The following is a 25,016-nucleotide window of genomic DNA, read 5'->3' as shown; positions in this document are numbered from 1 at the left end:
GCTGCCAGCCATTGGTTTTTTACCCGTGACATGTCCTAGACTGAACGCTCTACGGGCTTTTCCGACTCTTTCCGCTTTCGCTTTAAGGCCTCTTGCATGTCCGATCCTCGTTATCAGGTCGACGTCAGCGTCGTGACCCGCTTTCTCGCCGAACAATCCCAGCCTGAGCAGAACCGCTTTGCGTTCGCCTACACCATCACCGTGCACAACAACGGCGAGCTGCCGGCCAAGCTGCTGTCGCGCCACTGGGTGATCACCGATGGCGACGGCCATGTCGAAGAAGTGCGCGGCGAAGGCGTCGTCGGCCAGCAGCCGCTGATCCAGGCCGGGCAGAGCCACACCTACAGCAGCGGCACCGTGATGACGACCAAGGTCGGCAACATGCAGGGCACCTACCAAATGCTCGCCGAAGACGGCAAACGCTTCGACGCGGTCATCGCGCCCTTCCGCCTGGCGGTACCGGGGGCGCTTCACTGATGACGGTGTATGCGGTCGGAGATCTGCAAGGCTGCCTTGAACCCTTGAAGTGCCTGCTGGAGCGTGTGTCGTTCGAACGCGGCAGGGACAAACTCTGGCTGGTGGGTGACCTGGTCAATCGCGGCCCGCATTCGCTGGAAACCCTGCGCTTTCTCTACGCCATGCGCGACTCGGTGGTTTGCGTGCTCGGCAACCACGACCTGCATCTGCTGGCGGCCGGGCGCAACATCGAACGCCTGAAAAAAGGCGACACCTTGCGCGAGATTCTCGAAGCGCCGGACGCCAAGGACCTGCTCGACTGGCTGCGCCAGCAGAAGCTCGTGCACTACGACACCGAGCGCGACATCGCCATGGTCCACGCCGGCATCCCGCCGCAGTGGACGCTGAAAAAGGCCCTGCGCTGCGCCGAGGAAGTCGAAGAGGCGTTGCGTGACGACAACCTGTTCGAGCCGTTTCTGGACGGCATGTACGGCAACGAGCCGGCCAAGTGGGACAAGGATCTGAGCGGCGTGACTCGCCTGCGCGTCATCACCAACTATTTCACCCGCATGCGCTTCTGCACCAGCGACGGCAAGCTCGACCTCAAGAGCAAGGAAGGCCTGGACAGCGCGCCGGCCGGCTACCTGCCCTGGTTCAGCCACAAGGAGCGCAAGACCAAAGGCCTGAATATCATCTTCGGCCATTGGGCGGCCCTCGAAGGGCGCTGTGACGAGCCTGGCGTCTATGCACTGGACACCGGCTGCGTCTGGGGCGGCAGGATGCGCATGCTCAACGTCGATACCCGTCAGGTGATCCATTGCGATTGCGACGAGCGTGGCGATCTGGCCAAACCCGCCCCTGCGCCTTCGCCGGCTGGCGACCGCAGCCATCTTCAGCGCTAGAATTTCATTTTTCGGTTCTCGACCGTTCGAGCACCCCACGGCCCAGGAGCCCACGCCATGACCGAATTCAAACGTATCCCGCCGGAGCAGGCTCACGCCCTGCGCGAGAATGGCGCCGTATTGGTGGATGTGCGCGATGCGCAGACCTTCGCCAGCAGTCACATTCCTGACTCGCACCACCTGGACAATCATTCGGTGGCCGACTTCATTCGCAACGCCGATCTGGATAAACCGCTCGTCGTCGTGTGCTATCACGGCAACTCAAGCCAGAGCGCGGCAGCCTATCTTGTCAGTCAGGGCTTCTCCGAGGTCTACAGCATGGATGGCGGTTTCGAGTTGTGGAAAACCACTTTCCCTGGCGAAACCGCGCAAGGCTGATTCGAAAATATTTTTTTGACGCTCGATCCCGCGTTCTACGCGGGCTCGCGCCCCCAACTGACGAACGGTCCCGCTTCGTTCACGTGCATTCCTTCTTTGTGTGCGCGATTCCGATCTATCCTTACCTCAGGCCATCCGAATCAGGGGAGAGCCGGTACACCGGCGCGTGGGTCATCGGTAGCTACTTTTATGGTGTTTGGGGGGTAAATGGTCGCTGACTGATCAGCGTCCATCCAACATCGACTGACGATCCGCCGCCGGCTCCACGTATCGAGCGAGGTGACGTCATGAGTATTTTTAGCCACTTCCAACAACGCTTTGAATCGACACGCCAGGAAGAGCTCTCGCTACAGGAGTACCTGGAGCTCTGCAAAACCGACCGCAGTGCATACGCCTCTGCCGCAGAACGTCTTCTGATGGCCATTGGCGAGCCTGAGCTGTTCGACACCTCGACCAACTCCAGGCTGTCGCGAATCTTCTCCAACAAGGTTATCCGGCGCTATCCGGCGTTCGAGGATTTCCATGGCATGGAGGACTGCATCGAGCAGATCGTCTCGTACTTCCGGCACGCAGCGCAGGGCCTGGAAGAGAAGAAACAGATCCTGTACCTGCTGGGTCCGGTCGGCGGCGGTAAATCGTCCCTGGCCGAGAAACTCAAACAGCTGGTTGAAAAAATACCTTTCTACGCCATCAAGGGCTCGCCGGTTTTCGAATCGCCCTTGGGCCTGTTCAAACCTTCCGAAGACGGGGCGATCCTCGAAGAGGACTACGGCATCCCGCGCCGGTATCTGAATACCATCATGTCGCCATGGGCGACCAAGCGTCTGGCCGAGTTCGGGGGCGACATCAGCCAGTTCAAGGTGGTCAAACTCTATCCATCGATCCTTAACCAGATCGCCATTGCCAAGACCGAACCCGGTGACGAAAACAACCAGGACATCTCGGCGCTGGTGGGCAAGGTCGACATTCGCAAACTCGAGGAATACCCACAGAACGACGCCGACGCCTACAGCTACTCGGGCGCGCTGTGCCGGGCCAACCAGGGCCTGATGGAATTCGTCGAGATGTTCAAGGCGCCGATCAAGGTCCTGCACCCACTGCTCACCGCCACTCAGGAAGGCAACTACAACAGTACCGAAGGCCTGGGCGCGATTCCGTTCACCGGGATTCTTCTGGCCCACTCCAACGAATCGGAATGGCACACCTTCCGCAACAACAAGAACAACGAAGCCTTCATCGACCGGATCTACATCGTCAAGGTGCCGTACTGCCTGCGCGTCAGCGACGAGATCAAGATCTACGACAAGCTCTTGTTCAACAGCTCACTGGCCAAGGCGCATTGCGCCCCCGACACGCTGAAGATGCTCGCGCAGTTCACTGTGCTGTCGCGCCTGAAAGAGCCTGAGAACTCGAACATCTACTCGAAGATGCGGGTCTACGACGGCGAAAACCTCAAGGACACCGATCCCAAGGCCAAGTCGATCCAGGAGTACCGCGACAGCGCCGGCGTGGACGAAGGCATGAACGGCCTGTCGACCCGCTTTGCGTTCAAGATCCTGTCCAAGGTGTTCAACTTCGACCCGCACGAAGTGGCCGCCAACCCGGTTCACCTGCTGTACGTGCTGGAACAGCAGATCGAACAGGAGCAATTCCAGGCCGAAACCCGCGAGCGCTACCTGCGTTTCATCAAGGAATACCTGGCGCCGCGCTACATCGAGTTCATCGGCAAGGAAATCCAGACCGCGTACCTTGAGTCCTACAGCGAATACGGCCAGAACATCTTCGACCGCTATGTGCTGTACGCCGACTTCTGGATTCAGGATCAGGAATACCGCGACCCGGAAACCGGAGAAATCCTCAACCGCGTGGCCCTGAACGAGGAACTGGAGAAGATCGAAAAACCGGCCGGGATCAGCAACCCGAAAGATTTCCGCAACGAGATCGTCAATTTCGTGCTGCGTGCCCGTGCCAACAACAACGGCAAGAATCCGACCTGGCTCAGCTACGAGAAGCTGCGCGTGGTGATCGAGAAGAAAATGTTCTCCAACACCGAGGATCTTCTGCCGGTCATCAGCTTCAATGCCAAAGCCAGCAAAGAGGACCAACAGAAACACAACGACTTCGTCACTCGGATGGTCGAGCGTGGTTACACCGATAAACAGGTACGCCTTCTCTCGGAATGGTACCTGCGGGTCCGTAAGTCGCAGTAAAGCAGCGACAAGTTGCAAGCCTCAAGCCGCAAGCTGAATGTGGCAGCGTCTGAATGCCTGGCCAGGATCAGCTTGCAGCTTGTGGCTGTCTCTTTCTTGTAGCTGCCCGGAGGGCTTATGAGCTATGTGATCGACCGACGTCTCAATGGCAAGAACAAGAGCACGGTGAACCGTCAGCGCTTTTTGCGCCGCTACCGTGACCACATCAAGAAAGCAGTGGAAGAAGCCGTCAGCCGCCGTTCCATCACCGACATGGAGCACGGCGAACAGATCAGCATCCCCGGTCGCGACATCGACGAACCGGTGCTGCACCACGGGCGCGGCGGCAAACAGACCGTCGTCCATCCCGGCAACAAGGAATTCACCACCGGCGAGCACATCGCCCGCCCACAAGGAGGCGGCGGTGGCAAAGGGGCTGGCAAGGCGAGCAACTCCGGCGAAGGCATGGACGAGTTCGTGTTCCAGATCACCCAGGAAGAATTCCTCGAATTCATGTTCGAAGACCTCGAACTGCCCAACCTGGTCAAACGTAACCTGAGCGGCACCGACACCTTCAAGACCGTGCGCGCGGGCATCAGCAACGAAGGCAACCCGTCACGCATCAACATCATTCGCACGCTGCGCTCGGCCCATGCCCGGCGCATCGCGCTGTCCGGCAGCAGCCGCGCCAAACTCAAGGAGGTGCTCGCCGAACTCGAGCGCCTGAAACGCGAAGAACCCGACAACTTCGGCGATATCCAGGAACTGGAAATCGAAGCCGCGCGCCTGCAGGCACGGATCAAACGCGTCCCGTATCTGGACACCTTCGACCTCAAGTACAACCTGCTGGTCAAACAGCCCAACCCCAGCTCCAAGGCGGTGATGTTTTGCCTGATGGACGTTTCCGGCTCCATGACCCAGGCGACCAAGGACATCGCCAAGCGCTTCTTCATCCTGTTGTACCTGTTCCTCAAGCGGAACTACGACAAGATCGAAGTGGTGTTCATCCGCCATCACACCAGCGCGCGGGAAGTGGATGAAGAAGAGTTTTTCTATTCCCGGGAAACCGGCGGCACCATCGTCTCCAGCGCCTTGAAGCTGATGCAGGAGATCATGGCCGAGCGCTACCCCACCAACGAGTGGAACATCTACGCTGCCCAGGCCTCGGACGGCGACAACTGGAACGACGACTCACCCATCTGCCGCGACATTCTGATCAACCAGATCATGCCGTTCGTGCAGTACTACACTTACGTCGAAATCACGCCGCGGGAACATCAGGCACTGTGGTTCGAATACGAGCGCATCGGCGAGGCCTTCGCCGACACGTTCGCCCAGCAGCAGCTGGTCTCTGCCGGTGATATCTATCCGGTATTCCGTGAACTCTTCCAGCGCAGGTTAGTGACATGACCGCTAGAGAGCAGAAGCGCCAACCCCTTTCCACGGGTTCAGAGTGGACGTTCGAACTGATCCAGGCCTACGACCGGGAGATCAGCCGCATCGCCGAGCGTTATGCCCTGGACACCTACCCCAATCAGATCGAGGTGATTACCGCCGAGCAGATGATGGATGCCTACGCATCGGTCGGCATGCCGCTGGGCTATCACCACTGGTCCTACGGCAAGCACTTCCTCAGCACGGAAAAATCCTACTCGCGCGGCCAGATGGGTCTGGCCTACGAGATCGTCATCAACTCCGATCCCTGCATCGCCTACCTGATGGAAGAAAACACCATCTGCATGCAGGCGCTGGTCGTGGCCCACGCCTGCTATGGCCACAACAGCTTCTTCAAGGGCAACTACCTGTTCCGCACCTGGACCGATGCGAGCTCGATCATCGACTACCTGGTGTTCGCCAAGCAGTACATCATGCAGTGCGAAGAACGCCACGGCATCGATGCCGTCGAGGACCTGCTGGATTCCTGCCACGCACTGATGAACTACGGCGTCGACCGCTACAAGCGCCCCTACCCCATCTCCGCCGAAGAAGAACGCCGGCGGCAGAAGGATCGCGAAGAACACCTGCAGAAACAGATCAACGACCTGTGGCGCACCATTCCGAAAAACGCCAGCAAGAACGACAAGGAGGACTTCGCCCGCTTCCCGGCCGAGCCGCAGGAGAACATCCTCTATTTCATCGAGAAACACGCGCCGCTGCTCGAGCCATGGCAGCGCGAAGTGGTGCGCATCGTGCGCAAGATCGCCCAGTATTTCTATCCACAGCGCCAGACTCAGGTGATGAACGAAGGCTGGGCGACGTTCTGGCACTACACGCTGATGAACGATCTGTACGACGAAGGCCTGGTGACTGACGGCTTCATGCTCGAATTCCTGCAGTCGCACACCAGCGTGGTGTTCCAGCCGGGCTTCGACAGTCCATACTACAGCGGCATCAACCCTTACACCCTAGGCTTTGCGATGTACCAGGACATCCGACGGATGTGCGAACACCCCACCGAAGAAGATCGCCGCTGGTTCCCCGAACTTGCCGGCACCGACTGGCTGACCGCAGTGAAATTCGCCATGAGCAGCTTCAAGGACGAGAGTTTCATCCTGCAATACCTCTCGCCCAAGGTCATTCGTGACCTGAAACTGTTCAGCATCCTGGATGACGACCAGAAGGATGACCTGCTGGTGCCGGCCATCCACGATGAAAGCGGCTACAAGATCATCCGCGAAACCTTGGCGGCGCAGTACAACCTGGGCAATCGCGAACCGAACGTGCAGATCTACAGCATCGACCGCCGCGGCGACCGTTCCCTGACTCTGCGTCACCAGCAACATGACCGCAAACCGCTGGGCGAATCCACCGAAGAAGTGCTCAAACACCTGCATCGCCTGTGGGGGTTCGACATTCATCTGGAAACGCTGCAAGGCGATCAGGTCATGAAAACCCACCACGTGCCACCGAGAAGCGAACACGCTGACAGTGAATATCCCCGGCTCGACCTGGCGGTCGTTCACCTTTAGGGGATAACGCGAACCAAGCCTCCAAAAGTGCGAAATCAGGTTTATCCTGTCGCGCTTACGGAGGCTTTTTTATGCAGATCTATAAAGTTGGCGGCGCGGTTCGCGATCGCCTGCTGGGCAAACCCGTGGCTGACACCGACTGGGTGGTCGTCGGCGCCACGACCGACGAGATGCTGATCAAGGGTTATCGGCCCGTCGGAACAGACTTCCCGGTATTTCTGCACCCGCTGACCGGCGAGGAATACGCCCTCGCCCGCACCGAGCGCAAGACGGCGCCGGGCTACGGCGGATTCGTGTTTCATGCAGACCCGGACGTGACGCTGGAAGAAGACCTGATCCGCCGCGACCTGACCATCAACGCCATTGCCGAAGACAAGGACGGGCACCTCACCGACCCGTTTCACGGCCAGCGAGATCTCGAAGCGAAGGTTTTGCGCCACGTGTCGCCGGCGTTCGAGGAAGATCCCTTGCGGGTACTGCGCGTCGCGCGTTTCGCCGCACGCTATGCGCCCGACGGTTTCACCATCGCGCCGGAAACGCTGGAATTGATGCGCCGTCTCAGCGCTTCAGGCGAGCTAAACGCCCTGACCCCGGAACGCAGCTGGAAGGAAATTTCCCGCGCCCTGATGGAGCGCGAGCCACAGGTGTTCATCCAGGTGCTGCGCGACTGCGGCGCGCTGAAGGTGCTGATGCCGGAGATCGATACGCTGTTCGGCGTCCCGCAGCCTGAAGCCCATCACCCAGAAATCGACACCGGATTGCACGTGCTCAGCGTTCTGCATCAGTCCGCGCTGCACCAGCAGCCACTCAGCGTGCGCTGGGCCTGCCTGCTCCATGACCTGGGCAAGGGCCTCACGCCCGAGGAAGAATGGCCGCGCCATATCGCCCATGAACACAAGGGCCTCAAGGCGATCAAGGCGGTGAACCTGCGCTTCAAGGTGCCCAAGGATTGCCAGGAACTGGCGCTGCTGGTCGGCCAGTACCACACCCATGGTCATCGGGCGCTGGAGCTCAAGCCGTCGACCTTGCTCGATCTTTTGCAGAGCTTCGACGTGTATCGCCGCCCGCAGCGCTTCGAGGAATTCATCGTCGCGTGCGAAATGGACGCCCGGGGTCGCAAAGGCTTCGAGGATCGCAGTTATCCACAGGCCGATTACCTGCGCGGCGCGGCCGAAGCAGCGCGGCAAGTGGCGGTGCAACCGTTGCTGGACAAGGGGTATCAGGGGCAGGAACTGGGCGAAGCGCTCAAGCGTGAGCGGCTGGAAACCCTGAAGGCCTACAAGGCGGCTTATCCGGGCTTTACGTAGCAGCACGGCTTGCCGGCGGGGCGATATGTCTGTGACGCAAATGTCGCCTGACACACCGCTCCCGCCGGCAAGCCGTGCTGCTACGTCAGTTTTTTTCCAGTAGCGAAGCCGGCGTCAGCTGTTGCCCACGCCACTCAAACTCCACCGGCCAGAGCTGCTGATCGATCTGCGCCTCGGCCCACAAACGGCCGAACGACACACCAACACCCGGATGCACCCGCTGCGGCGCGATCAACGACAGCGGCCACAGCACGAACGCATTCTTCAGAATCTCGGCGCGCGGCAGCACCAGCCCGTCGAAATTGCCGACGTGCTCATCGAACAGCAACACGTCGATGTCCAGCGGCAAACCCTTGCGGTCCGGCGCGTAGCGGCCGTTGTCGGCTTCGATGAACTTGAGGCGACGGTCCAGCTCGATCAGCGGCAGGTCGGTCAGCGCAGACACCACCAGGTTGAAGAACGGCCCGCTCTTGATCCCCACCGCATGGCTCTCGAACACCGGCGAGCAGCTCATGTCAGTGAGAAAGCCGGCCAGCGCATCGAGCCCGGCGCACAGGTGCTGTTCGCGGTCGATGTTGCTGCCCAGGCCGAGGAAAATCCGTGTCAGCGACATCCGCGCTCGATCTCCACACCCACGCCTTTGGCTGCAGCGACAGCGCCTGGCTTGGTCAGTTTGAGGTGCATCCAGGGAATGTTGAACTCGCTCATCAACACCTCGGCCAGACGCTCGGCGAAGGTTTCCACCAGTTCGAAGTTCGAGGCTTCGGCGAACGCCTGAATACGGGCAGAAACGCTGGCATAGTCGAGCGCCTTGCTCAGGTCATCCCCTGCCGCGGCAGGGCGGTTGTCCCAGGCAAAACTCAGGTCCAGGCGCAGGCATTGGCGAATGCTGCGCTCCCAGTCGTAGGCGCCGATCACCGTATCGACTTCCAGACCCTCAATGAAAACTCTGTCCAAGCCTTTCTCTCCGTTGCACGACAAGGGCGCGATGCGCCGTTAGAATCAAGCCATCCCCGCCCGGAATGGTTAGCATGTTTTGGTCACTGGCGATCTTCGCCTACCTGCTCGGCTCGCTGTCCTTCGCCATCCTGCTCAGCCGCATCACCGGCAGCCCGGATCCGCGCGCCAGTGGCTCGGGCAACGCCGGCGCCACCAACATGTTGCGCCTGGCGGGCAAGAAACTGGCGGTCCTGACCCTGATCGGCGATGTCGGCAAAGGGTTGATCCCCGTGCTGATCGCCAGCGGCGCGGGCCTTGATCCTCGCCAACAGGCCTGGATCGGCGTTTGCGCCGTCCTCGGCCATCTGTTTCCGCTGTACTTTCGCTTTCGCGGCGGCAAGGGCGTCGCCACCGCCGCCGGCATGTTGCTGGGCTTGTACTTTCCCGCCGCCCTGCTGGCCATCGCCGCCTGGCTGCTGACCTTCTACCTGACCCGCACCAGCTCGCTGGCCGCGCTGATCGCAACGCCGTTGACCCTGCCCCTGCTGGCCTGGCAACAACCCCATGCGCTGGTGCCGATGAGCGTACTGACGCTGCTCATCGTCTGGCGACATCGCGGCAATTTACGCGACCTGTTCGCCGGGCGCGAACGGCATTTTTGATCCAGAAGTTGAAAAAGGCTCAATAGAGCCTTTTTTTCGACCAGATCCGGCATTACAGGCCCGGCAATTGCTCCATCGGCCAGCGGGCCTGGACGCTGATGCTCAGGTCTTGCTTCTGACCCGCCTGCAGGCGCTGGCAACCGGCATAGGCGATCATCGCGCCGTTGTCGGTGCAGAACTCGGGCCGCGCGTAATACACATTGCCACCGAGCCCTTGAAGCATTTCTTCGAGCGACGCGCGCAACGCCCGGTTGGCACTGACCCCGCCGGCGATCACCAGGCGCTTGAGGCCGGTCTGCTTGAGCGCGCGCTTGCACTTGATGGTGAGAGTCTCCACCACCGCCTGCTGGAAGGCCAGCGCGATGTCGCAACGGGTTTGCTCGCCGTCGTCCCCAGCGCTCTGGCACTGCTGCCAGGTGTTCAGGGCGGAGGTTTTCAGGCCGCTGAAACTGAAGGTCAGACCCGGACGATCGGTCATCGGCCGCGGAAAGCTGAACCGTCCGTCGACACCCTTGAGCGCCAGACGGGAAATTTCCGGGCCGCCAGGGTAATTCAAGCCCATCATTTTCGCGGTTTTGTCGAAGGCCTCGCCCGCAGCGTCGTCCAGCGACTCGCCCAACAGTTCGTAATGACCGATGCCATCGACCCGAACCAGCTGGGTATGCCCACCGGAAACCAACAAAGCGACGAACGGAAACTCGGGCGGTTGCGCCTCCAGCATCGGTGCCAGCAGATGCCCTTCCATATGGTGTACGCCCAGGGCGGGAATGTCCCAGGCGAAGGCCAGCGCCTGGGCGCAGGAAGCCCCGACCAGCAGCGCGCCGACCAGGCCGGGGCCCGCGGTGTAGGCGATGGCGTCGATCTCGGTGGCGGCGCAGTCGGCTTCGGCCAGCACCTGACGAATCAGGGGCAGCATGCGTTTGACGTGATCGCGCGAGGCCAGCTCCGGCACCACACCGCCATAGACGCGGTGCAGGTCGATCTGACTGAACAATGCATCGGCGAGCAGGCCGCGTTCGCTGTCGTACAGCGCCACGCCGGTCTCGTCGCAAGAGGTTTCCAGACCCAGTACTAACATGGGATACGCCTTGTGGAGGCCAAATTCGAAGGCGCGCATAATAGTCGCCGCTCATGCCTGCGACCAGCGGTTTTCGATCAGAGGCTTTGCATTCCTCGCTACAAGGGGTTAACATCCGCAACCCTTAAAAACCGACGTACTTAGTGCAAGCGTTGCACGAGGCGTTGACCCCGGTAATGAATGAAGGTAGCTCTGGATGCCAGCCGTCAAAGTTAAAGAGAACGAACCCTTCGACGTAGCTCTGCGTCGTTTCAAGCGCTCCTGCGAAAAAGCCGGTGTTCTGGCTGAAGTTCGTAGCCGCGAATTTTACGAGAAGCCGACTTCCGAGCGTAAGCGTAAGGCAGCTGCTGCTGTTAAGCGTCACGCCAAGAAAGTTCAGCGCGAACAGCGCCGCGCCGTTCGTCTGTACTAATACAGACGTTCATCGCAAGCTTCTGCCTCGCCCGGCCCCAAAGCCGGGCTGCTGGCCGTTGCAGATTTAGCCTCACGCACCATAGACAGTGGCTGTCAGCGCGGTAAACGCGACACCGACATCCCCCGTCGAACCCTTCCTGCCTGATTCAGGTATCGCTGGCCGGTCTACACTGACCGAGCAACCGTCGTTACGCTTTGGATTCGCCGCGATCGTTCTGGCGGGGCGCCTGATGATGAGAACGCCATGGCCGGACTGATCCCCCAAGGTTTTATTGACGATCTGCTGAACCGCACCGACATCGTCGATGTCGTCAGTTCGCGCGTGCAGTTGAAAAAAACCGGCAAGAACTTCAGCGCCTGCTGTCCTTTCCACAAGGAAAAGACACCGTCGTTCAGCGTCAGCCCTGACAAACAGTTCTACTACTGCTTCGGCTGTGGCGCAGGCGGCAACGCCCTGGGCTTCATCATGGACCACGACAACCTGGATTTCCCCCAGGCCGTCGAGGAACTGGCCAAAGCCGCCGGCATGGAAGTACCCCGCGAACAGGGCGTGCGTGGCCAAAAGCCCCGCCAACCCACGGATTCGCCGCTTTACCCGCTGCTGACCGCCGCTGCCGAGTTTTACCGTGCGGCGCTCAAGAGCCATCCAACGCGCAAATCGGCGGTGGAATACCTGAAGGGCCGCGGCCTTTCGGGCGAGATTGCCCGGGACTTCGGCCTGGGGTTCGCCCCGCCCGGCTGGGACAATCTCTACAAGCATTTGAGCAGCGATACGCTTCAGCAAAAGGCCATGATCGACGCCGGCCTGCTGATCGAAAACGCCGAGACCGGCAAACGCTACGACCGTTTTCGCGACCGGGTGATGTTCCCCATCCGCGACTCGCGCGGCCGGGTGATCGCGTTTGGCGGCCGGGTGCTGGGCGACGACAAGCCCAAGTACCTGAACTCGCCGGAAACCCCGGTGTTTCACAAGGGCCAGGAACTGTATGGCCTGTTCGAGGCGCGCAAGCACAATCGCAACCTCGACGAGATCATCGTGGTCGAAGGCTACATGGACGTCATCGCGCTGGCCCAGCAAGGCTTGCGCAATGCGGTGGCGACCCTGGGCACGGCGACCAGCGAAGAACATTTGAAACGCCTGTATCGCGTCGTGCCGAACGTATTGTTCTGCTTCGACGGCGACCAGGCCGGCCGCAACGCCGCCTGGCGGGCACTGGAAGCGACGCTGTCCAGCCTGCAGGACGGCCGCCGCGCGCGGTTTCTGTTTCTGCCCGAAGGCGAAGACCCGGACACCCTGGTCCGCGCCGAAGGCACCGATGCGTTCAAGGCCAGGATCAACCAGCACGCGCAACCGCTGGCCGATTACTTTTTCGAGCAGCTGACCCGCGAAGCCGACCCGCGCTCGCTGGAAGGCAAGGCGCACATGGTCACCCTGGCCGCCCCGCTGATCGAGAAAGTGCCGGGCGCCAACCTGCGCGAACTGATGCGCCGGCGCCTGAAGGAAATCACCGGGCTGGACACCGCCACAGTCAATCAGCTGGCGCAGTCGGCACCGGTCGAGGCGCCGCCGGCTTACGATCCGGGCTTCGACTACGACGCAGTCCCGGACTACGGCGATTACCAGCCGCACGATGCGTACGAGCCCCAGCAGCAATGGGCACCGTCGGCAGCGGGCGGCCAGCAGAAGAAATGGGAAAAGAAACCCTGGGACAAGGGCAAGAAGTGGGACAAGAACGGCAAGAAGCCGGACTTCGAACCCCGCTGGGTGCCGATTGGCGTGGAAGCGCCGATCATCACCGCGCTCAGGACGCTGCTGCATCACCCGGACCTATCGGCCAAGGTGGCCAATGCCAGCACGTTCGCCGATGAAGAGCACAGCACGTCTCAGTTGCTGATCGCGTTGATCGAAGCGACGCAGAAGAATCCCAGGCTCAAGTCCATGCAGCTCATCGCAAGGTGGCATGGCACCGAACAGGGGAAATTATTACGACAACTGGCGGAAAAGGAATGGCTGATCGCGGCCGATAACCTTGAACAACAGTTTTTCGACACTATAACTAGGTTGTCAGCCCGCCAACGCGAGCGCCACCTTGACGAATTGATCAGGAAGGAAAGACAGACAGGATTGAACGCCGAGGAAAAAGTTCGGCTTCTCAGCCTGTTAAATCGCAATCTTCCTGCACAAACCCCGACCTCAACTGGCGCGTGAGGTCCTAGCTCGGGTATAATCCTCGGCTTGTTTTTTGCCCGCCAAGACCTTCAGTGGATAGGGTGTTATGTCCGGAAAAGCGCAACAGCAGTCTCGCCTCAAAGAGTTGATCAGCCGCGGTCGTGAGCAGGGTTACCTGACTTACGCGGAGGTCAACGACCACCTGCCGGAGGATATTTCAGATCCGGAACAGGTGGAAGACATCATCCGCATGATCAACGACATGGGGATCAACGTATTCGAGAGTGCTCCGGATGCGGACGCCCTTCTGTTGGCCGAAGCCGACACCGACGAAGCGGCCGCTGAAGAAGCAGCCGCAGCGTTGGCGGCCGTCGAAACCGACATCGGTCGCACCACCGACCCGGTGCGCATGTACATGCGCGAAATGGGTACGGTCGAGCTTCTGACTCGCGAAGGCGAAATCGAAATCGCCAAGCGTATCGAAGAAGGCATCCGTGAAGTGATGAGCGCCATCGCGCACTTCCCTGGCACGGTCGAGCACATTCTTTCTGAATACGATCGCGTGACCAGCGAAGGCGGTCGCCTGTCCGACGTCCTGAGCGGTTACATCGACCCGGACGACGGCATTGCGCCGCCAGCCGAAGCGCCTATTCCGATGGACGAGAAAGCCGCCAAGGCCGACGAGTCCGACGATGACGAAGAGGAATCCGGCGACGGAGACGACGAGGAAGAGGCCGAAAGCGGTCCGGATCCGGTCGTTGCCGCCCAGCGTTTCGGTGCTGTTTCCGAGCAGATGGCGATCACGCTTAAGGCGCTGAAAAAGCACGGTCGTGGCAGCAAGCAGGCCGACGAAGAGCTGCTGGCTCTGGCCGAGCTGTTCATGCCGATCAAGCTGGTTCCCAAGCAGTTCGAAAACCTGGTCGAAACCGTTCGCAGCGCCCTGGAGCGTCTGCGCGCCCAGGAACGCGCCATCATGCAACTGTGTGTTCGTGACGCTCGCATGCCGCGCGCCGACTTCCTGCGCCAGTTCCCGGGCAACGAAGTCGACCAGAGCTGGACCGACGCACTGGCCAAGGGCAAGACCAAATACGCCGAGGCCATTGGCCGCCTGCAGGCCGACATTCAGCGTTGCCAGCAGAAGCTGACCGCGCTGGAAGAAGAAACCGGCCTGACTGTCCTGGAAATCAAGGACATCAACCGTCGCATGTCGATCGGCGAGGCCAAGGCCCGTCGCGCGAAGAAAGAGATGGTCGAGGCCAACCTGCGTCTGGTGATCTCGATCGCCAAGAAGTACACCAACCGCGGTCTGCAGTTCCTGGACCTGATTCAGGAAGGCAACATCGGCCTGATGAAGGCGGTGGACAAGTTCGAATACCGTCGTGGTTACAAGTTCTCGACCTATGCCACCTGGTGGATCCGTCAGGCGATCACTCGCTCGATCGCCGACCAGGCCCGCACCATCCGTATTCCGGTGCACATGATCGAGACGATCAACAAGCTCAACCGCATTTCCCGCCAGATGCTGCAGGAAATGGGTCGCGAACCGACCCCGGAAGAGCTGGGCGAACGCATGGAAATGCCTGAGGACAAGATCCGCAAGGTACTGAAGATCGCCAAAGAGCCGATCTCCATGGAAACCCCGATCGGTGACGACGAAGACTCGCATCTGGGTGACTTCATCGAAGACTCGACCATGCAGTCGCCAATCGATGTGGCCACTGTCGAGAGCCTTAAGGAAGCGACTCGCGAAGTGCTGTCGGGCCTGACCGCCCGTGAAGCCAAGGTACTGCGGATGCGTTTCGGCATCGACATGAATACCGACCACACCCTTGAGGAAGTCGGCAAGCAGTTCGATGTGACCCGTGAGCGTATTCGTCAGATCGAGGCCAAGGCCCTGCGCAAGCTGCGCCACCCGACCCGTAGCGAACACCTGCGTTCGTTCCTGGACGAGTAAGCAAGCCTCGCTTCACCAAAACCCCCGGCCCGTGCCGGGGGTTTTGCATTTCCGGGAATCAGATTTTTGGCAGTATGCCATCGGCCTTCAGCGGGGCTACACTCGACTCATTCTCAACGCTGAAACCATTTGAGGCCTGCCATGTTCAGGATGCCGGCCATTGTTTTCTTGTGTTTGATGGGGTCGGCGACAGCCGGCGCGCAAGTCCTCCCTCCGGGAGACGCCTTGCAGAGCATGCACGGGGATTCAATGCAGAGTAAGGAAGCTGCACTGCCCGACATCGAACGAGACCATCACTCGCTGCACGATGCTGTGGGCACCGGCCTGTCCGGCATGGGAAACGTCCTGCACACGGCGCTGGCAGCCAATGACGCGCCGCAGATCGACAGCGCTTCGCCTGCCATCCATCCCGTCGACGCCGAGCCTGAGAGGTTCTGGGGAGACTTCCTGCTTTATGGCCTGCCCGGCCTGCTTTTGCTGTCGACGATCCTGGCCGTTGTGGTGCGCATCAACCGGCGGCTCAGCTCCGAAATTTCTCGCCGTGTCGCGCTGGAACAGGAGCTTCGCAGCAGCGAATACCACTATCGCGGCATGATCGAAAGTCTCTCGGCGATTGCCTGGGAAGCCAATACCCACGACTTTTCCTACAGCTACGTCTCGCCCCACGCCGAGAACCTGCTGGGCTACCCGCTGCACCAATGGCGCCGGCAGGGGTTCTGGCGCAGCATCGTTCATCCGGACGATCTGGCCTGCGCCGAAGCCTTCTGCCATCAGGAAATCGCCCAAGGCAACGACCACAGCCTGGATTACCGCGTCACCGCCGCCGACGGCCGGACAGTCTGGGTACGCGATATCGTCAGCCTGATCAGCTACGGCCACGAGCCGGTCATGCGCGGCCTGATGATCGACATCAGCGAAGCCAAGCAAACCGAAGAAGCCTTGCGCCGCTCGGAAGGCAAATTCGCCTCGGTGTTCGCCCAATGCCCCGACATCCTGGTGATCGCTCGCCTGTCCGACGGCCGCTTCCTGGAAGCCAACCAGGCGTTCGTCGAACAGATCGGCCTGCTGCCTGAAGAAGTGATCGGCAAAACCCCAAGTGAGCTGAACATCTGGGGCATCCCCGACATCGGCGCCAGCCTGTTGCAGCGCCTGCAAAAGGGCAGCATCCGCAATCTGGAAATGCCCTTCCGCCGCAGCAACGGCCGCACCTTCACTGGCCTGTTGTCCGCCGAGCCTTTCGACCTGGATTCCACGCCTGCCGTGGTGCTGGTGGTGCGCGACATCACCCCGCTCAAGGAAGCGCAGCAACAGCTGCAACTGTCCGAAGAGAAATTCGCCAAGGCCTTCCACTCTTCGCCGGACGGCATGCTCATCACCCGCCAGAGCGACGGATTGCTGGTGGAAATCAACGACGGTTTCAGCCGCATCACCGGCTACCACAGCTCGCTCTCGCTCGATCGCTCGACGCTGGACCTGGGCATCTGGGTGGACCTGAACGAACGCCAGCAATTGCTGGAGCAACTGAGCCGCGACGGTTTCGTCAAAGACTTCACCAGCCACATCCGGCGTCGGGATGGTCAGGTTCGGCTGTGCGAAATTTCATCGCGCCCGCTGCTGATCGGCGGCGAGGATTGCATGCTGACCATCGCCCGCGACATCACTGAACGCCATCAGATGCAGGAAAAACTGCAACTGGCGGCAACCGTTTTCGAGAGCACCGCCGAAGGGGTGCTGATCACCGACACCCGCCAGCGCATCAATGCCGTGAACCGGGCGTTCACTGAAATCACCGGTTACAGCGAAGGCGAAACCCTCGGCCAGACCCCGCGCCTGCTCGCCTCCGGCCTGCACGACAGCGCCTTCTATGCCGCCATGTGGTATCAGCTGACCGCCGAAGGCCACTGGCAGGGCGAGATCAGCAACCGGCGCAAGAATGGCGAGATCTACCCCGCTTGGCTGACCATCAGCGCCGTGCGCAACCGCGACAAGTTCATCACCCACTTCGTCGCCGTGTTTGCCGACATTTCCAGCCTCAAGCAGGCTCAGGCGCGGCTGGATTATCAGGCCCACCACGACCCGCTGACCGGCCTGCCCAACCGCACGCTGTTCGAAAGCCGCCTGCACGGCGCCCTGACCCACAGCAAAGAGGCTCACAGCCTGGGCGCCGTGCTGTTCCTCGATCTGGACCGCTTCAAGCACATCAACGACAGCCTCGGCCACCCGGTGGGCGATCTGTTGCTCAAGGGCATCGCCCATCGCCTGAAAGAAAACCTGCGCGACATCGACACCGTCGCGCGCCTCGGTGGCGATGAATTCATCATCCTGCTGCCCGGCCTGCAAACCGCCCACGACGCCGAAACCATCGCCACCAAACTGCTGCACAGTTTCTCGGCGCCCTTCCAGGCCGGCGAGCACGAATTCTTCATCAGCACCAGCATCGGCACCGCGCTGTTCCCCACCGACGGCTCGGACGTCGCCACCCTGATCAAAAACGCCGACGCGGCGATGTACCGCTCGAAGGCCAAAGGCCGCAACCGCGTCGAGAGCTACACCCGCGACCTGACCGCCCAGGCCAGCGAACGCGTGGCACTGGAGCACGAACTGCGCCGCGCCATCGAACGCAACGAGTTCACCCTTTCCTACCAACCCAAGGTCAGCCTGCTGACAGAAAGACTGGTCGGCGCCGAAGCGCTGATCCGCTGGAGCCACCCGACTTTCGGAGAAGTCCCACCCGAGCGCTTCATTCCTCTGGCCGAAGAGAACGGCATGATCCTGCAGATCGGCGAGTGGGTTCTGGAAAAGGCCTGCCAGCAGCTTTACCAGTGGAACCAGACCTATGACATTTTCGGCCCGCTCTCGGTCAACCTCGCCGGCGCGCAACTGCGCCAGCCGAACCTGGTCAACCGCATCGAACAGTTGCTCAGCCAGTACCAGTTGCAGCCCGGCTGCCTGCAGCTGGAAATCACCGAAAACTTCATCATGTCCCAGACCGAAGAAGCGCTGTCGGTCCTGCACCGCCTGAAAAAACTCGGCGTGCAGCTGGCCATCGACGACTTCGGCACCGGCTACTCCTCGCTCAGCTACCTCAAGCGCCTGCCGCTGGACATCCTGAAAATCGACCAGTCCTTTGTCCGCGGCCTGCCGGACGACCCCCACGACGCCGCCATCGTCCGCGCCATCATCGCCCTGGGCCGCAGCATGCAACTGACCGTCATCGCCGAAGGCGTGGAGAACCTCGAACAGCAGCAATTCCTCGCCGACGAAGGCTGCGAACAGATCCAGGGCTACATCGTCAGCCTGCCCCTGCGCCCCGAAGAATTCTGCGCGACGTTTCTTCGCATGACACTTTCAGACTTTTCGGATAGCCCGGCACGCAAACCGTCGTTATAATCCGCCGCCAGACTGAGGGCCTATAGCTCAGTTGGTTAGAGCAGAGGACTCATAATCCTTTGGTCCACGGTTCGAGTCCGTGTGGGCCCACCAAACTTTGAAAGCCGCGCTTTGCGCGGCTTTTTTCATTGCCAGGGAGCCAAATCACCTCAATCGCTCGCAGGATGCGAAAAACCGGGTTTTCTCAAGCACAAAAGGAAGCGACTGCGATATGACGGTTCTACAAGCAATCAAAAAAGCGGTAAGAATGAAATGGTCCGGCCTGGCAGTCATGCTGCTGGGGCTTATCCAGTTGGGTATGTTTTCGGTGATGTTCATCTACGACATTGGCGAACAACTCAAAGCGACATTTCTTTCCGCAGCAGGCTATGCGCTTCAGGATGTGTGTCTTATCGTTTTTCGGCACACCAGCTTTTTGATGCCACTCTGGAATGCCACTCCGCGTGTCAATGTTCACCAGCCGTTCAGCGCGGAGATGCTCATGTTTTTAGGGATCATGGTCGTGATCGCCACGGGGGCGTACATCCGTGGATGTGGCCAACAGCTCTCCAGGGACATCGAAGCCATCAGGAAAAAGGCGCGCGACGAGCTATGGCTGCGCTCCATGCTCCCACCGGACCAAACCGCAACCATCATCAATCAACCCGCAAGCGTGACCGTACTCTCACTGCAAATGCCTTCCGGGGAGATGAAGAATTGGTGGGAACGCCCGGCCGGGCTAATCCTGATAGGTTTGGTGATCGCTTATCTCGGGGCATTGATCACCAGACTGTCAGGTCTGACCTGAGATAACCCACTCTGGCGGATACATTCACCACTTTCAGGGTCTGTTACCCCATGAATATCCTGTCCCTGCCCGCTTTTCTGCGGCCGTTGTTGCGTCCGTTGCTGGACCCTTACCGCCGCTATCTCTATGCCCGTTACATTCATGCCGGGCGCATCGTCGTCGGGCTGATTGTGTCGATTCTGCTGACCACCGGCATCCACTTGCCTCACGGCGAGTGGGCGTCGGTGACCATGCTGATCGTGATCGGCGGCCTGCAGCACCACGGCAATATCGGCAAGAAATCGGTGGAGCGGGCCTACGGGACGTTGATTGGCGCGGCCTTGGGGTTGATGGTGGTGGCGCAGCAAAGCTATTTGCATATGCCGCTGTTGACCTACGTGATCATGGCGCTGATCTGCGGTTTCTTCGCCTATCACGCCATTGGCAAGGGTGGCTACACAGCGCTGCTGTCGGCCATTACGCTGTTCATTGTCGCAGGCCACGGCGACAACCCGATCACCGATGGCCTTTGGCGCACCGTGGACATCCTGATCGGTATCGCGCTGGCGCTGGCATTTTCCTTCGCCCTGCCGCTGTACGCGGTGTATTCGTGGCGCTACAACCTGGCCAAGGGGCTGCGCAATTGCGCCAAGGTGTACGAGCGCATTTGCAGCGGCCAGTCGATCAGCGCTGATGAACATCTGAAGCTGACCGCCAAGCTCAACGCGACCATGCTGCAGTTGCGCTCGCTGATGCCGTCGGTGTCCAAAGAGGTGAAGATTTCAGCGGTGGAGCTGGACGCGATTCAGGGGCATTTCCGCATGTGTCTGAGTACCCTGGAAATCCTTTCCAATCTTCGCCCCGCAGACCTTAGACAGACCGGCCTGAATGCCGAGCAGCGACGTATCCGGCGCATGCTGATCGGCATGGCACGGGCGCTGCAGAGTGGCGCGACAGAGCGTTTGATGCGGGCGAGCGAATCGTTGTCGGTAGGGCCCGAAGCGCCTGGCGAGTCGGCCGAAATGCTGGGGTATCAGTTGATGAACCGGCAGTTGGCGTTGAATCTGGAAGGGTTGCAGCAGCGTTTGGCGAAGACTGCGAAGAAATGGAAAATCTGATCCCTTCGCAGCCCGCTAAACGATAACGCCAAATCAATAAACCGAAGGCACCACCATGTTGCGCGGCACCGGCGCGCGCAGGTAGTTGGCGTTGTACTCGCGCTCCGGCAGCACCACTTGTGGCGCTTCGACTTCACCGCGCGGGATCTGCTCCAGCAAATGATGGATGCAGTTCAGGCGCGCGCGTTTCTTGTCGTCGGCCTCGACGATCCACCACGGCGCCACGTCGGTGTGCGAGCGGGTGAGCATTTCTTCCTTGGCGCGGGTGTAGTCTTCCCAGCGACGGCGGGACTCCAGGTCCATCGGCGAGAGCTTCCACTGTTTCAGCGGGTCATGGATGCGCATCAGGAAGCGGCGGTATTGCTCGTCGTCGGTGATGGAGAACCAGTACTTGATGAGGATGATGCCCGAGCGCACCAGCATCTTTTCGAACTCGGGGACGGTGCGGAAAAACTCTTCGTATTCGTCGTTGTTGCAGAACCCCATGACCCGCTCGACGCCCGCGCGGTTGTACCAGCTGCGGTCGAACAGCACCATTTCGCCCGCCGCCGGCAGATGCGAAACGTAGCGCTGGAAATACCACTGGGTGCGTTCGCGCTCGCTTGGTGCGGTCAGTGCTGCCACTCGGCAGACACGCGGATTGAGGCGTTGAGTGATGCGCTTGATCGCACCGCCCTTGCCCGCTGCGTCACGGCCTTCGAACAGCACCACCACCTTGAGTTTCTGGCTGACCACCCAGTCCTGCAGCTTGACCAGCTCGCCCTGCAAACGCAGCAGCTCGCGGAAATACACGCGGCGGTCGATGCCTTTTGGCACTTCCTGGCCCAGGTCGGCCAGCAAACCATCGAGGCGCGCGTCGTCGTATTCCATCTCCAGCTCTTCGTCGAAGCTGTCGAGGATATCGGCTTGGATGTAGCGGGCGGTTTCGGAAATATCCAGACTCATGAGCGGGCTCCCGGCGTGGAGGTAGAGGGTCAGGGATCCGATTTAGGCATGCAGGGGGTGACAGCTGCATGACAAAGCGGTGACACCGAAGAAAAGTCCTACAGAAATTTGGGATTTATGGCTGAATCACCCCACCAGACGAACATTCCCGTCAAGGAGATGAAATGTCCCACCCCTACAGCCCGCAAGAATGGCAACTGAGGCAAGAGCTGGCCGCCTGTTATCGGCTGATCGCGCATTTCCGCATGACCGATCTGATCTTCACTCACCTGTCGCTGCGCATCCCCGGCCCTGAGCATCATTTTCTGATCAACCCTTACGGGCTGATGTTCGAGGAAATCACCGCGTCGAATCTGGTGAAGATCGACCTGCACGGCAACAAGGTCGAGGCGTCCCGCTACCCGGTGAACCCGGCCGGTTTCGTGATTCACAGCGCCATCCACAGCGCCCGCGAAGACGCCCAGTGCGTGCTGCACACCCACACCAAGGCCGGTTGTGCAGTGGCGGCGCAGGAAGGTGGCTTGCTGCCGCTGAACCAGATTTCCATGGAGTTCTATGGCCGCGTCGGCTATCACAACTACGAAGGTATCGCGCTGGACATGGACGAGCAGCAGCGCCTGGTGGCCGACCTTGGCGACAACACGGTGATGATCCTGCGCAATCACGGCCTGTTGACCGTGGGCGAGAGCGTGAAGCAGGCGTTCTTGCGCATGTACTACCTGGAAAAAGCCTGCGACATCCAGATCGCCGCCCAGGCCGGCGGCCAACTGGTGATGCCGTCGGACGAAGTCTGCCGTCGCACCGAACGCCAGTTCAACGAACCGGGAAAACCGACCGCCGAAGGTGAGTTGAGTGATCCGGATGCCAATGATTTCGCCTGGGCCGCGTTGCTGCGCCTGCTGGATCGGGTGGCGCCGGATTACAAGAGCTGACGTGCGGCCGGTGTTGATCGTTCCCACGCTCAGCGTGGGAATGCCACCAGGGACGCTCCGCGTCCGGTGACGCAGAGCGTCACATGATTCGTTACCACGCAGAGCGTGGGAACGATCGCGATCAGACAGGTAAGATTGCGCTCTTGCCGATGGAGACTCCCTTGTCCGACACCCGCCCTCCCGTTCTCGACGAAATCGACCGCCAGTTGATCGCCGCACTGCAGATCAACGCCCGCGAGCCTGTCGCCAATCTCGCCCGTCAGCTGGGCATCGCGCGAACCACCGTCACCTCGCGCCTGGCCCGTCTGGAAAAAGCCAAAATCATCACCGGCTACGGCGTGCGCCTGAGCCAGCGCGTGGTCGATGGCGGTTTGCAGGCGTATGTCGGCATTACCGTGCAGCCGCGCTCGGGCAAAGAAGTGCTGCGCCGTTTGAGCGCCTTGGCCCAAGTTCAGCAGCTGTGCGCCGTGAGTGGCGAGTTCGACTATGTGGCCTGGTTGCGCACCGATTCGCCCGAGCAACTGGACCAGTTGCTGGACCTGATTGGCAGTGTCGACGGCGTGGAAAAGACCACCACGTCGATCATCCTCAGCAGCAAGATCGATCGCGGCCAGCCAGGCTGACCAAAAACTTCGTCACATTGCCTGTTTTTTCTACATAACGACGACACTCTGCGTCTTATTAACGTGCGAACTGTTATCTAGACTTTCCTCTTCCGCGTCCCTGCTGAACAAGGTCAGTCATGAAGAACAATCGCCACCCCGCCGACGGCAAGAAACCGATCACGATTTTCGGCCCGGACTTTCCGTTCGCCTTCGACGACTGGATCGAGCACCCGGCCGGGCTCGGCAGCATTCCCGAAGAGAACCACGGCAAGGAAGTGGCCATCGTCGGCGCCGGTATCGCGGGGCTGGTCGCGGCCTACGAGCTGATGAAACTGGGCCTCAAACCGGTCGTCTACGAAGCCTCGAAAATGGGCGGCCGCCTGCGCTCGCAGCAGTTCGAAGGCGCCGAAGGCATCATCGCCGAGCTGGGCGGCATGCGCTTTCCGGTCTCGTCCACGGCGTTCTATCACTACGTCGACAAGCTGGGCCTGGCTTCCAAGCCCTTCCCCAACCCGCTGACCGCCGCCTCTGGCAGCACCGTCATCGACCTGGAAGGCACTACCCATTACGCACAGAAGCTGTCGGATTTGCCTGCGCTGTTTCAGGAAGTGGCTGACGCCTGGGCGGATGCACTGGAAGACGGCGCGCAGTTCGCCGACATCCAGCAGGCCATTCGCGACCGCGACGTACCGCGCCTCAAGGAGCTGTGGAACAAGCTGGTGCCGCTGTGGGACGACCGCACCTTCTACGACTTCGTCGCCACGTCCAAGGCCTTCGCCAAACTGTCGTTCTACCACCGCGAAGTGTTCGGCCAGGTCGGTTTCGGCACCGGTGGCTGGGACTCGGACTTCCCCAACTCGATGCTGGAAATCTTCCGCGTGGTCATGACCAACTGCGACGATCATCAGCATCTGATCGTCGGTGGCGTCGAGCAGGTACCGCTGGGCATCTGGCGCCATGTGCCGGAGCGCTGCGCCCACTGGCCGGAAGGCACCAGCCTGTCGAGCCTGCACCACGGCGCGCCGCGCACCGGGGTCAAGCGCATCGCCCGAGCGGCCGACGGCCAGTTCGCCGTCACCGACAACTGGGGCGACACTCGGCATTACGACGCCGTGCTCGCCACCTGCCAGAGCTGGCTGCTGACCACCCAGATCGAATGCGAAGAATCACTGTTCTCGCAAAAGATGTGGATGGCGCTGGACCGTACCCGTTACATGCAGTCGTCGAAAACCTTCGTCATGGTCGATCGCCCGTTCTGGAAGGACAAGGACCCGGAGACCGGCCGCGACCTGATGAGCATGACCCTGACCGACCGCCTGACTCGCGGCACCTACCTGTTCGATAACGGCACCTACAGCAACGGTACGGAAAAGCCGGGGGTAATCTGCCTGTCGTACTCGTGGATGAGCGACGCGCTGAAAATGCTGCCGCACCCTGTGGAAAAGCGCGTGAGCCTGGCGCTGGGCGCGTTGAAAAAGATCTACCCGAAGGTGGATATCGCCGCGCGCATCATCGGAGATCCGATCACCGTGTCGTGGGAAGCCGACCCGCACTTCCTCGGCGCGTTCAAGGGCGCGCTGCCGGGCCACTACCGCTATAACCAGCGGATGTACGCGCACTTCATGCAGAAGGACATGCCTGACGACCAGCGCGGCATTTTCATCGCCGGCGACGACGTGTCGTGGACACCGGCCTGGGTCGAAGGCGCAGTGCAGACCTCGCTGAACGCGGTGTGGGGCATCTTGACCCACTTCGGCGGCAAGACCCACGTCGAGAATCCTGGCCCGGGTGATGTCTTCCACGAAATCGGCCCGATCGTGCTACCGGAATAAGGGGCCCAGC

The 25,016-nt window shown here is 60.6% G+C and carries 20 protein-coding genes, 1 tRNA gene and 1 pseudogene; 18 read left to right on the top strand and 4 right to left on the bottom strand.

What is annotated here, in order from left to right; all coding sequences use genetic code 11:
• Window positions 1-96: 96 nt before the first annotated feature.
• From apaG to AC1MEK_RS15855, 7 genes are all read left to right on the top strand, one after another.
• Window positions 97-477 carry a Co2+/Mg2+ efflux protein ApaG gene (gene apaG / locus AC1MEK_RS15885; protein WP_274131451.1) on the top strand — a complete coding sequence of 127 codons (381 nt, stop codon included), beginning with the start codon at window positions 97-99 and terminating at the stop codon, window positions 475-477.
• On the top strand, window positions 477-1,358 hold the full coding sequence (locus AC1MEK_RS15880) for a symmetrical bis(5'-nucleosyl)-tetraphosphatase (RefSeq protein ID WP_480397240.1): 882 nt from the start codon (window positions 477-479) through the stop codon (window positions 1,356-1,358). Before apaG ends, AC1MEK_RS15880 begins: the two co-directional genes overlap by 1 nt.
• A gap of 57 nt (window positions 1,359-1,415) precedes the next feature.
• Window positions 1,416-1,736 (top strand): thiosulfate sulfurtransferase GlpE, encoded by a 321-nt coding sequence (gene glpE, locus AC1MEK_RS15875; RefSeq protein WP_480397239.1) that lies wholly within the window; start codon window positions 1,416-1,418, stop codon window positions 1,734-1,736.
• A 287-nt stretch (window positions 1,737-2,023) separates the two neighbouring features.
• Window positions 2,024-3,946, top strand: a complete 1,923-nt coding sequence (locus AC1MEK_RS15870) for a PrkA family serine protein kinase (RefSeq protein ID WP_480397238.1) — start codon at window positions 2,024-2,026, stop codon at window positions 3,944-3,946.
• Window positions 3,947-4,063: 117 nt separating this feature from the next.
• Window positions 4,064-5,335 (top strand): YeaH/YhbH family protein, encoded by a 1,272-nt coding sequence (locus tag AC1MEK_RS15865; protein ID WP_480397237.1) that lies wholly within the window; start codon window positions 4,064-4,066, stop codon window positions 5,333-5,335.
• Window positions 5,332-6,894, top strand: coding sequence for a SpoVR family protein (locus tag AC1MEK_RS15860; protein ID WP_480397236.1), 1,563 nt, complete (start codon window positions 5,332-5,334; stop codon window positions 6,892-6,894). The genes AC1MEK_RS15865 and AC1MEK_RS15860 overlap by 4 nt, the downstream gene beginning before the upstream one ends.
• Before the next feature lie 71 nt (window positions 6,895-6,965).
• A complete protein-coding gene (locus tag AC1MEK_RS15855) occupies window positions 6,966-8,201 on the top strand; it encodes a multifunctional CCA addition/repair protein (protein ID WP_480397235.1) in 1,236 nt (411 codons plus the stop codon).
• 85 nt (window positions 8,202-8,286) lie between these two features.
• Here AC1MEK_RS15855 and folK read toward each other — a convergent pair whose 3' ends face one another.
• Together folK and folB are read right to left on the bottom strand one after the other, a co-directional pair.
• Window positions 8,287-8,814 (bottom strand): 2-amino-4-hydroxy-6-hydroxymethyldihydropteridine diphosphokinase, encoded by a 528-nt coding sequence (folK, locus tag AC1MEK_RS15850; protein WP_480397234.1) that lies wholly within the window; start codon window positions 8,812-8,814, stop codon window positions 8,287-8,289.
• Window positions 8,805-9,158, bottom strand: a complete 354-nt coding sequence (gene folB, locus AC1MEK_RS15845) for a dihydroneopterin aldolase (protein WP_480397233.1) — start codon at window positions 9,156-9,158, stop codon at window positions 8,805-8,807. The genes folK and folB overlap by 10 nt, the downstream gene beginning before the upstream one ends.
• Before the next feature lie 74 nt (window positions 9,159-9,232).
• Here folB and plsY point away from each other — a divergent pair, with 74 nt between their 5' ends.
• Entirely contained in the window at window positions 9,233-9,802 is a 570-nt protein-coding gene (gene plsY / locus AC1MEK_RS15840; protein WP_480397232.1) for a glycerol-3-phosphate 1-O-acyltransferase PlsY, read from the top strand.
• Between the two features lie 52 nt (window positions 9,803-9,854).
• On the opposite strand, the gene tsaD is transcribed toward plsY, so the two are convergent.
• Complete coding sequence (tsaD, locus tag AC1MEK_RS15835) at window positions 9,855-10,880, bottom strand: tRNA (adenosine(37)-N6)-threonylcarbamoyltransferase complex transferase subunit TsaD (RefSeq protein ID WP_480397231.1); 1,026 nt, start codon at window positions 10,878-10,880, stop codon at window positions 9,855-9,857.
• Window positions 10,881-11,076: 196 nt separating this feature from the next.
• Between tsaD and rpsU the strand changes: the two genes are divergently transcribed.
• The 7 genes and pseudogenes from rpsU (at window position 11,077) to AC1MEK_RS15800 (ending at window position 20,692) form a co-directional block, all read left to right on the top strand.
• Entirely contained in the window at window positions 11,077-11,292 is a 216-nt protein-coding gene (gene rpsU, locus AC1MEK_RS15830; RefSeq protein ID WP_002551877.1) for a 30S ribosomal protein S21, read from the top strand.
• A 246-nt stretch (window positions 11,293-11,538) separates the two neighbouring features.
• Window positions 11,539-13,503 (top strand): DNA primase, encoded by a 1,965-nt coding sequence (gene dnaG, locus AC1MEK_RS15825; RefSeq protein WP_480397230.1) that lies wholly within the window; start codon window positions 11,539-11,541, stop codon window positions 13,501-13,503.
• 67 nt (window positions 13,504-13,570) lie between these two features.
• On the top strand, window positions 13,571-15,418 hold the full coding sequence (gene rpoD, locus AC1MEK_RS15820) for an RNA polymerase sigma factor RpoD (protein WP_480397229.1): 1,848 nt from the start codon (window positions 13,571-13,573) through the stop codon (window positions 15,416-15,418).
• Window positions 15,419-15,850: 432 nt separating this feature from the next.
• Window positions 15,851-18,808 (top strand): annotated as a pseudogene (locus tag AC1MEK_RS15815) (EAL domain-containing protein); the annotation flags it as partial.
• A gap of 16 nt (window positions 18,809-18,824) precedes the next feature.
• Window positions 18,825-18,901 (top strand) — tRNA-Ile (locus AC1MEK_RS15810).
• Complete coding sequence (locus tag AC1MEK_RS15805) at window positions 18,888-19,595, top strand: YniB family protein (RefSeq protein ID WP_480397228.1); 708 nt, start codon at window positions 18,888-18,890, stop codon at window positions 19,593-19,595. Before AC1MEK_RS15810 ends, AC1MEK_RS15805 begins: the two co-directional genes overlap by 14 nt.
• Before the next feature lie 50 nt (window positions 19,596-19,645).
• Complete coding sequence (locus AC1MEK_RS15800) at window positions 19,646-20,692, top strand: FUSC family protein (RefSeq protein WP_480397227.1); 1,047 nt, start codon at window positions 19,646-19,648, stop codon at window positions 20,690-20,692.
• 33 nt (window positions 20,693-20,725) lie between these two features.
• Here AC1MEK_RS15800 and ppk2 read toward each other — a convergent pair whose 3' ends face one another.
• Window positions 20,726-21,637 (bottom strand): polyphosphate kinase 2, encoded by a 912-nt coding sequence (gene ppk2 / locus AC1MEK_RS15795; protein ID WP_480397226.1) that lies wholly within the window; start codon window positions 21,635-21,637, stop codon window positions 20,726-20,728.
• Between the two features lie 164 nt (window positions 21,638-21,801).
• On the opposite strand from ppk2, the gene AC1MEK_RS15790 reads away from it, so the two are divergent.
• The 3 genes from AC1MEK_RS15790 (at window position 21,802) to AC1MEK_RS15780 (ending at window position 25,006) form a co-directional block, all read left to right on the top strand.
• Complete coding sequence (locus tag AC1MEK_RS15790; protein WP_480397225.1) at window positions 21,802-22,569, top strand: class II aldolase/adducin family protein; 768 nt, start codon at window positions 21,802-21,804, stop codon at window positions 22,567-22,569.
• Between the two features lie 161 nt (window positions 22,570-22,730).
• Complete coding sequence (locus tag AC1MEK_RS15785; RefSeq protein ID WP_480397224.1) at window positions 22,731-23,192, top strand: Lrp/AsnC family transcriptional regulator; 462 nt, start codon at window positions 22,731-22,733, stop codon at window positions 23,190-23,192.
• A 119-nt stretch (window positions 23,193-23,311) separates the two neighbouring features.
• Entirely contained in the window at window positions 23,312-25,006 is a 1,695-nt protein-coding gene (locus AC1MEK_RS15780) for a flavin monoamine oxidase family protein (protein WP_480397223.1), read from the top strand.
• The last annotated feature ends 10 nt before the right edge of the window (window positions 25,007-25,016 follow it).

The sequence above is a fragment of the Pseudomonas sp. 2 genome (genome assembly GCF_056627435.1).
Note: the sequence above shows the minus strand (reverse complement) of the source record. Positions and strands in the feature narration are given on the sequence as shown.

Coding starts and splice junctions, on each gene's coding strand:
- plsY (WP_480397232.1), top strand. CDS start 9,233: ATGTTTTGGTCACTGGCGATCTTCGCCTACCTGCTCGGCTCGCTGTCC.
- glpE (WP_480397239.1), top strand. CDS start 1,416: ATGACCGAATTCAAACGTATCCCGCCGGAGCAGGCTCACGCCCTGCGC.
- AC1MEK_RS15855 (WP_480397235.1), top strand. CDS start 6,966: ATGCAGATCTATAAAGTTGGCGGCGCGGTTCGCGATCGCCTGCTGGGC.
- AC1MEK_RS15880 (WP_480397240.1), top strand. CDS start 477: ATGACGGTGTATGCGGTCGGAGATCTGCAAGGCTGCCTTGAACCCTTG.
- dnaG (WP_480397230.1), top strand. CDS start 11,539: ATGGCCGGACTGATCCCCCAAGGTTTTATTGACGATCTGCTGAACCGC.
- ppk2 (WP_480397226.1), bottom strand. CDS start 21,637: ATGAGTCTGGATATTTCCGAAACCGCCCGCTACATCCAAGCCGATATC.
- AC1MEK_RS15870 (WP_480397238.1), top strand. CDS start 2,024: ATGAGTATTTTTAGCCACTTCCAACAACGCTTTGAATCGACACGCCAG.
- AC1MEK_RS15790 (WP_480397225.1), top strand. CDS start 21,802: ATGTCCCACCCCTACAGCCCGCAAGAATGGCAACTGAGGCAAGAGCTG.
- AC1MEK_RS15865 (WP_480397237.1), top strand. CDS start 4,064: ATGAGCTATGTGATCGACCGACGTCTCAATGGCAAGAACAAGAGCACG.
- AC1MEK_RS15860 (WP_480397236.1), top strand. CDS start 5,332: ATGACCGCTAGAGAGCAGAAGCGCCAACCCCTTTCCACGGGTTCAGAG.
- rpoD (WP_480397229.1), top strand. CDS start 13,571: ATGTCCGGAAAAGCGCAACAGCAGTCTCGCCTCAAAGAGTTGATCAGC.
- tsaD (WP_480397231.1), bottom strand. CDS start 10,880: ATGTTAGTACTGGGTCTGGAAACCTCTTGCGACGAGACCGGCGTGGCG.
- apaG (WP_274131451.1), top strand. CDS start 97: ATGTCCGATCCTCGTTATCAGGTCGACGTCAGCGTCGTGACCCGCTTT.
- rpsU (WP_002551877.1), top strand. CDS start 11,077: ATGCCAGCCGTCAAAGTTAAAGAGAACGAACCCTTCGACGTAGCTCTG.
- AC1MEK_RS15780 (WP_480397223.1), top strand. CDS start 23,312: ATGAAGAACAATCGCCACCCCGCCGACGGCAAGAAACCGATCACGATT.
- folK (WP_480397234.1), bottom strand. CDS start 8,814: ATGTCGCTGACACGGATTTTCCTCGGCCTGGGCAGCAACATCGACCGC.
- AC1MEK_RS15800 (WP_480397227.1), top strand. CDS start 19,646: ATGAATATCCTGTCCCTGCCCGCTTTTCTGCGGCCGTTGTTGCGTCCG.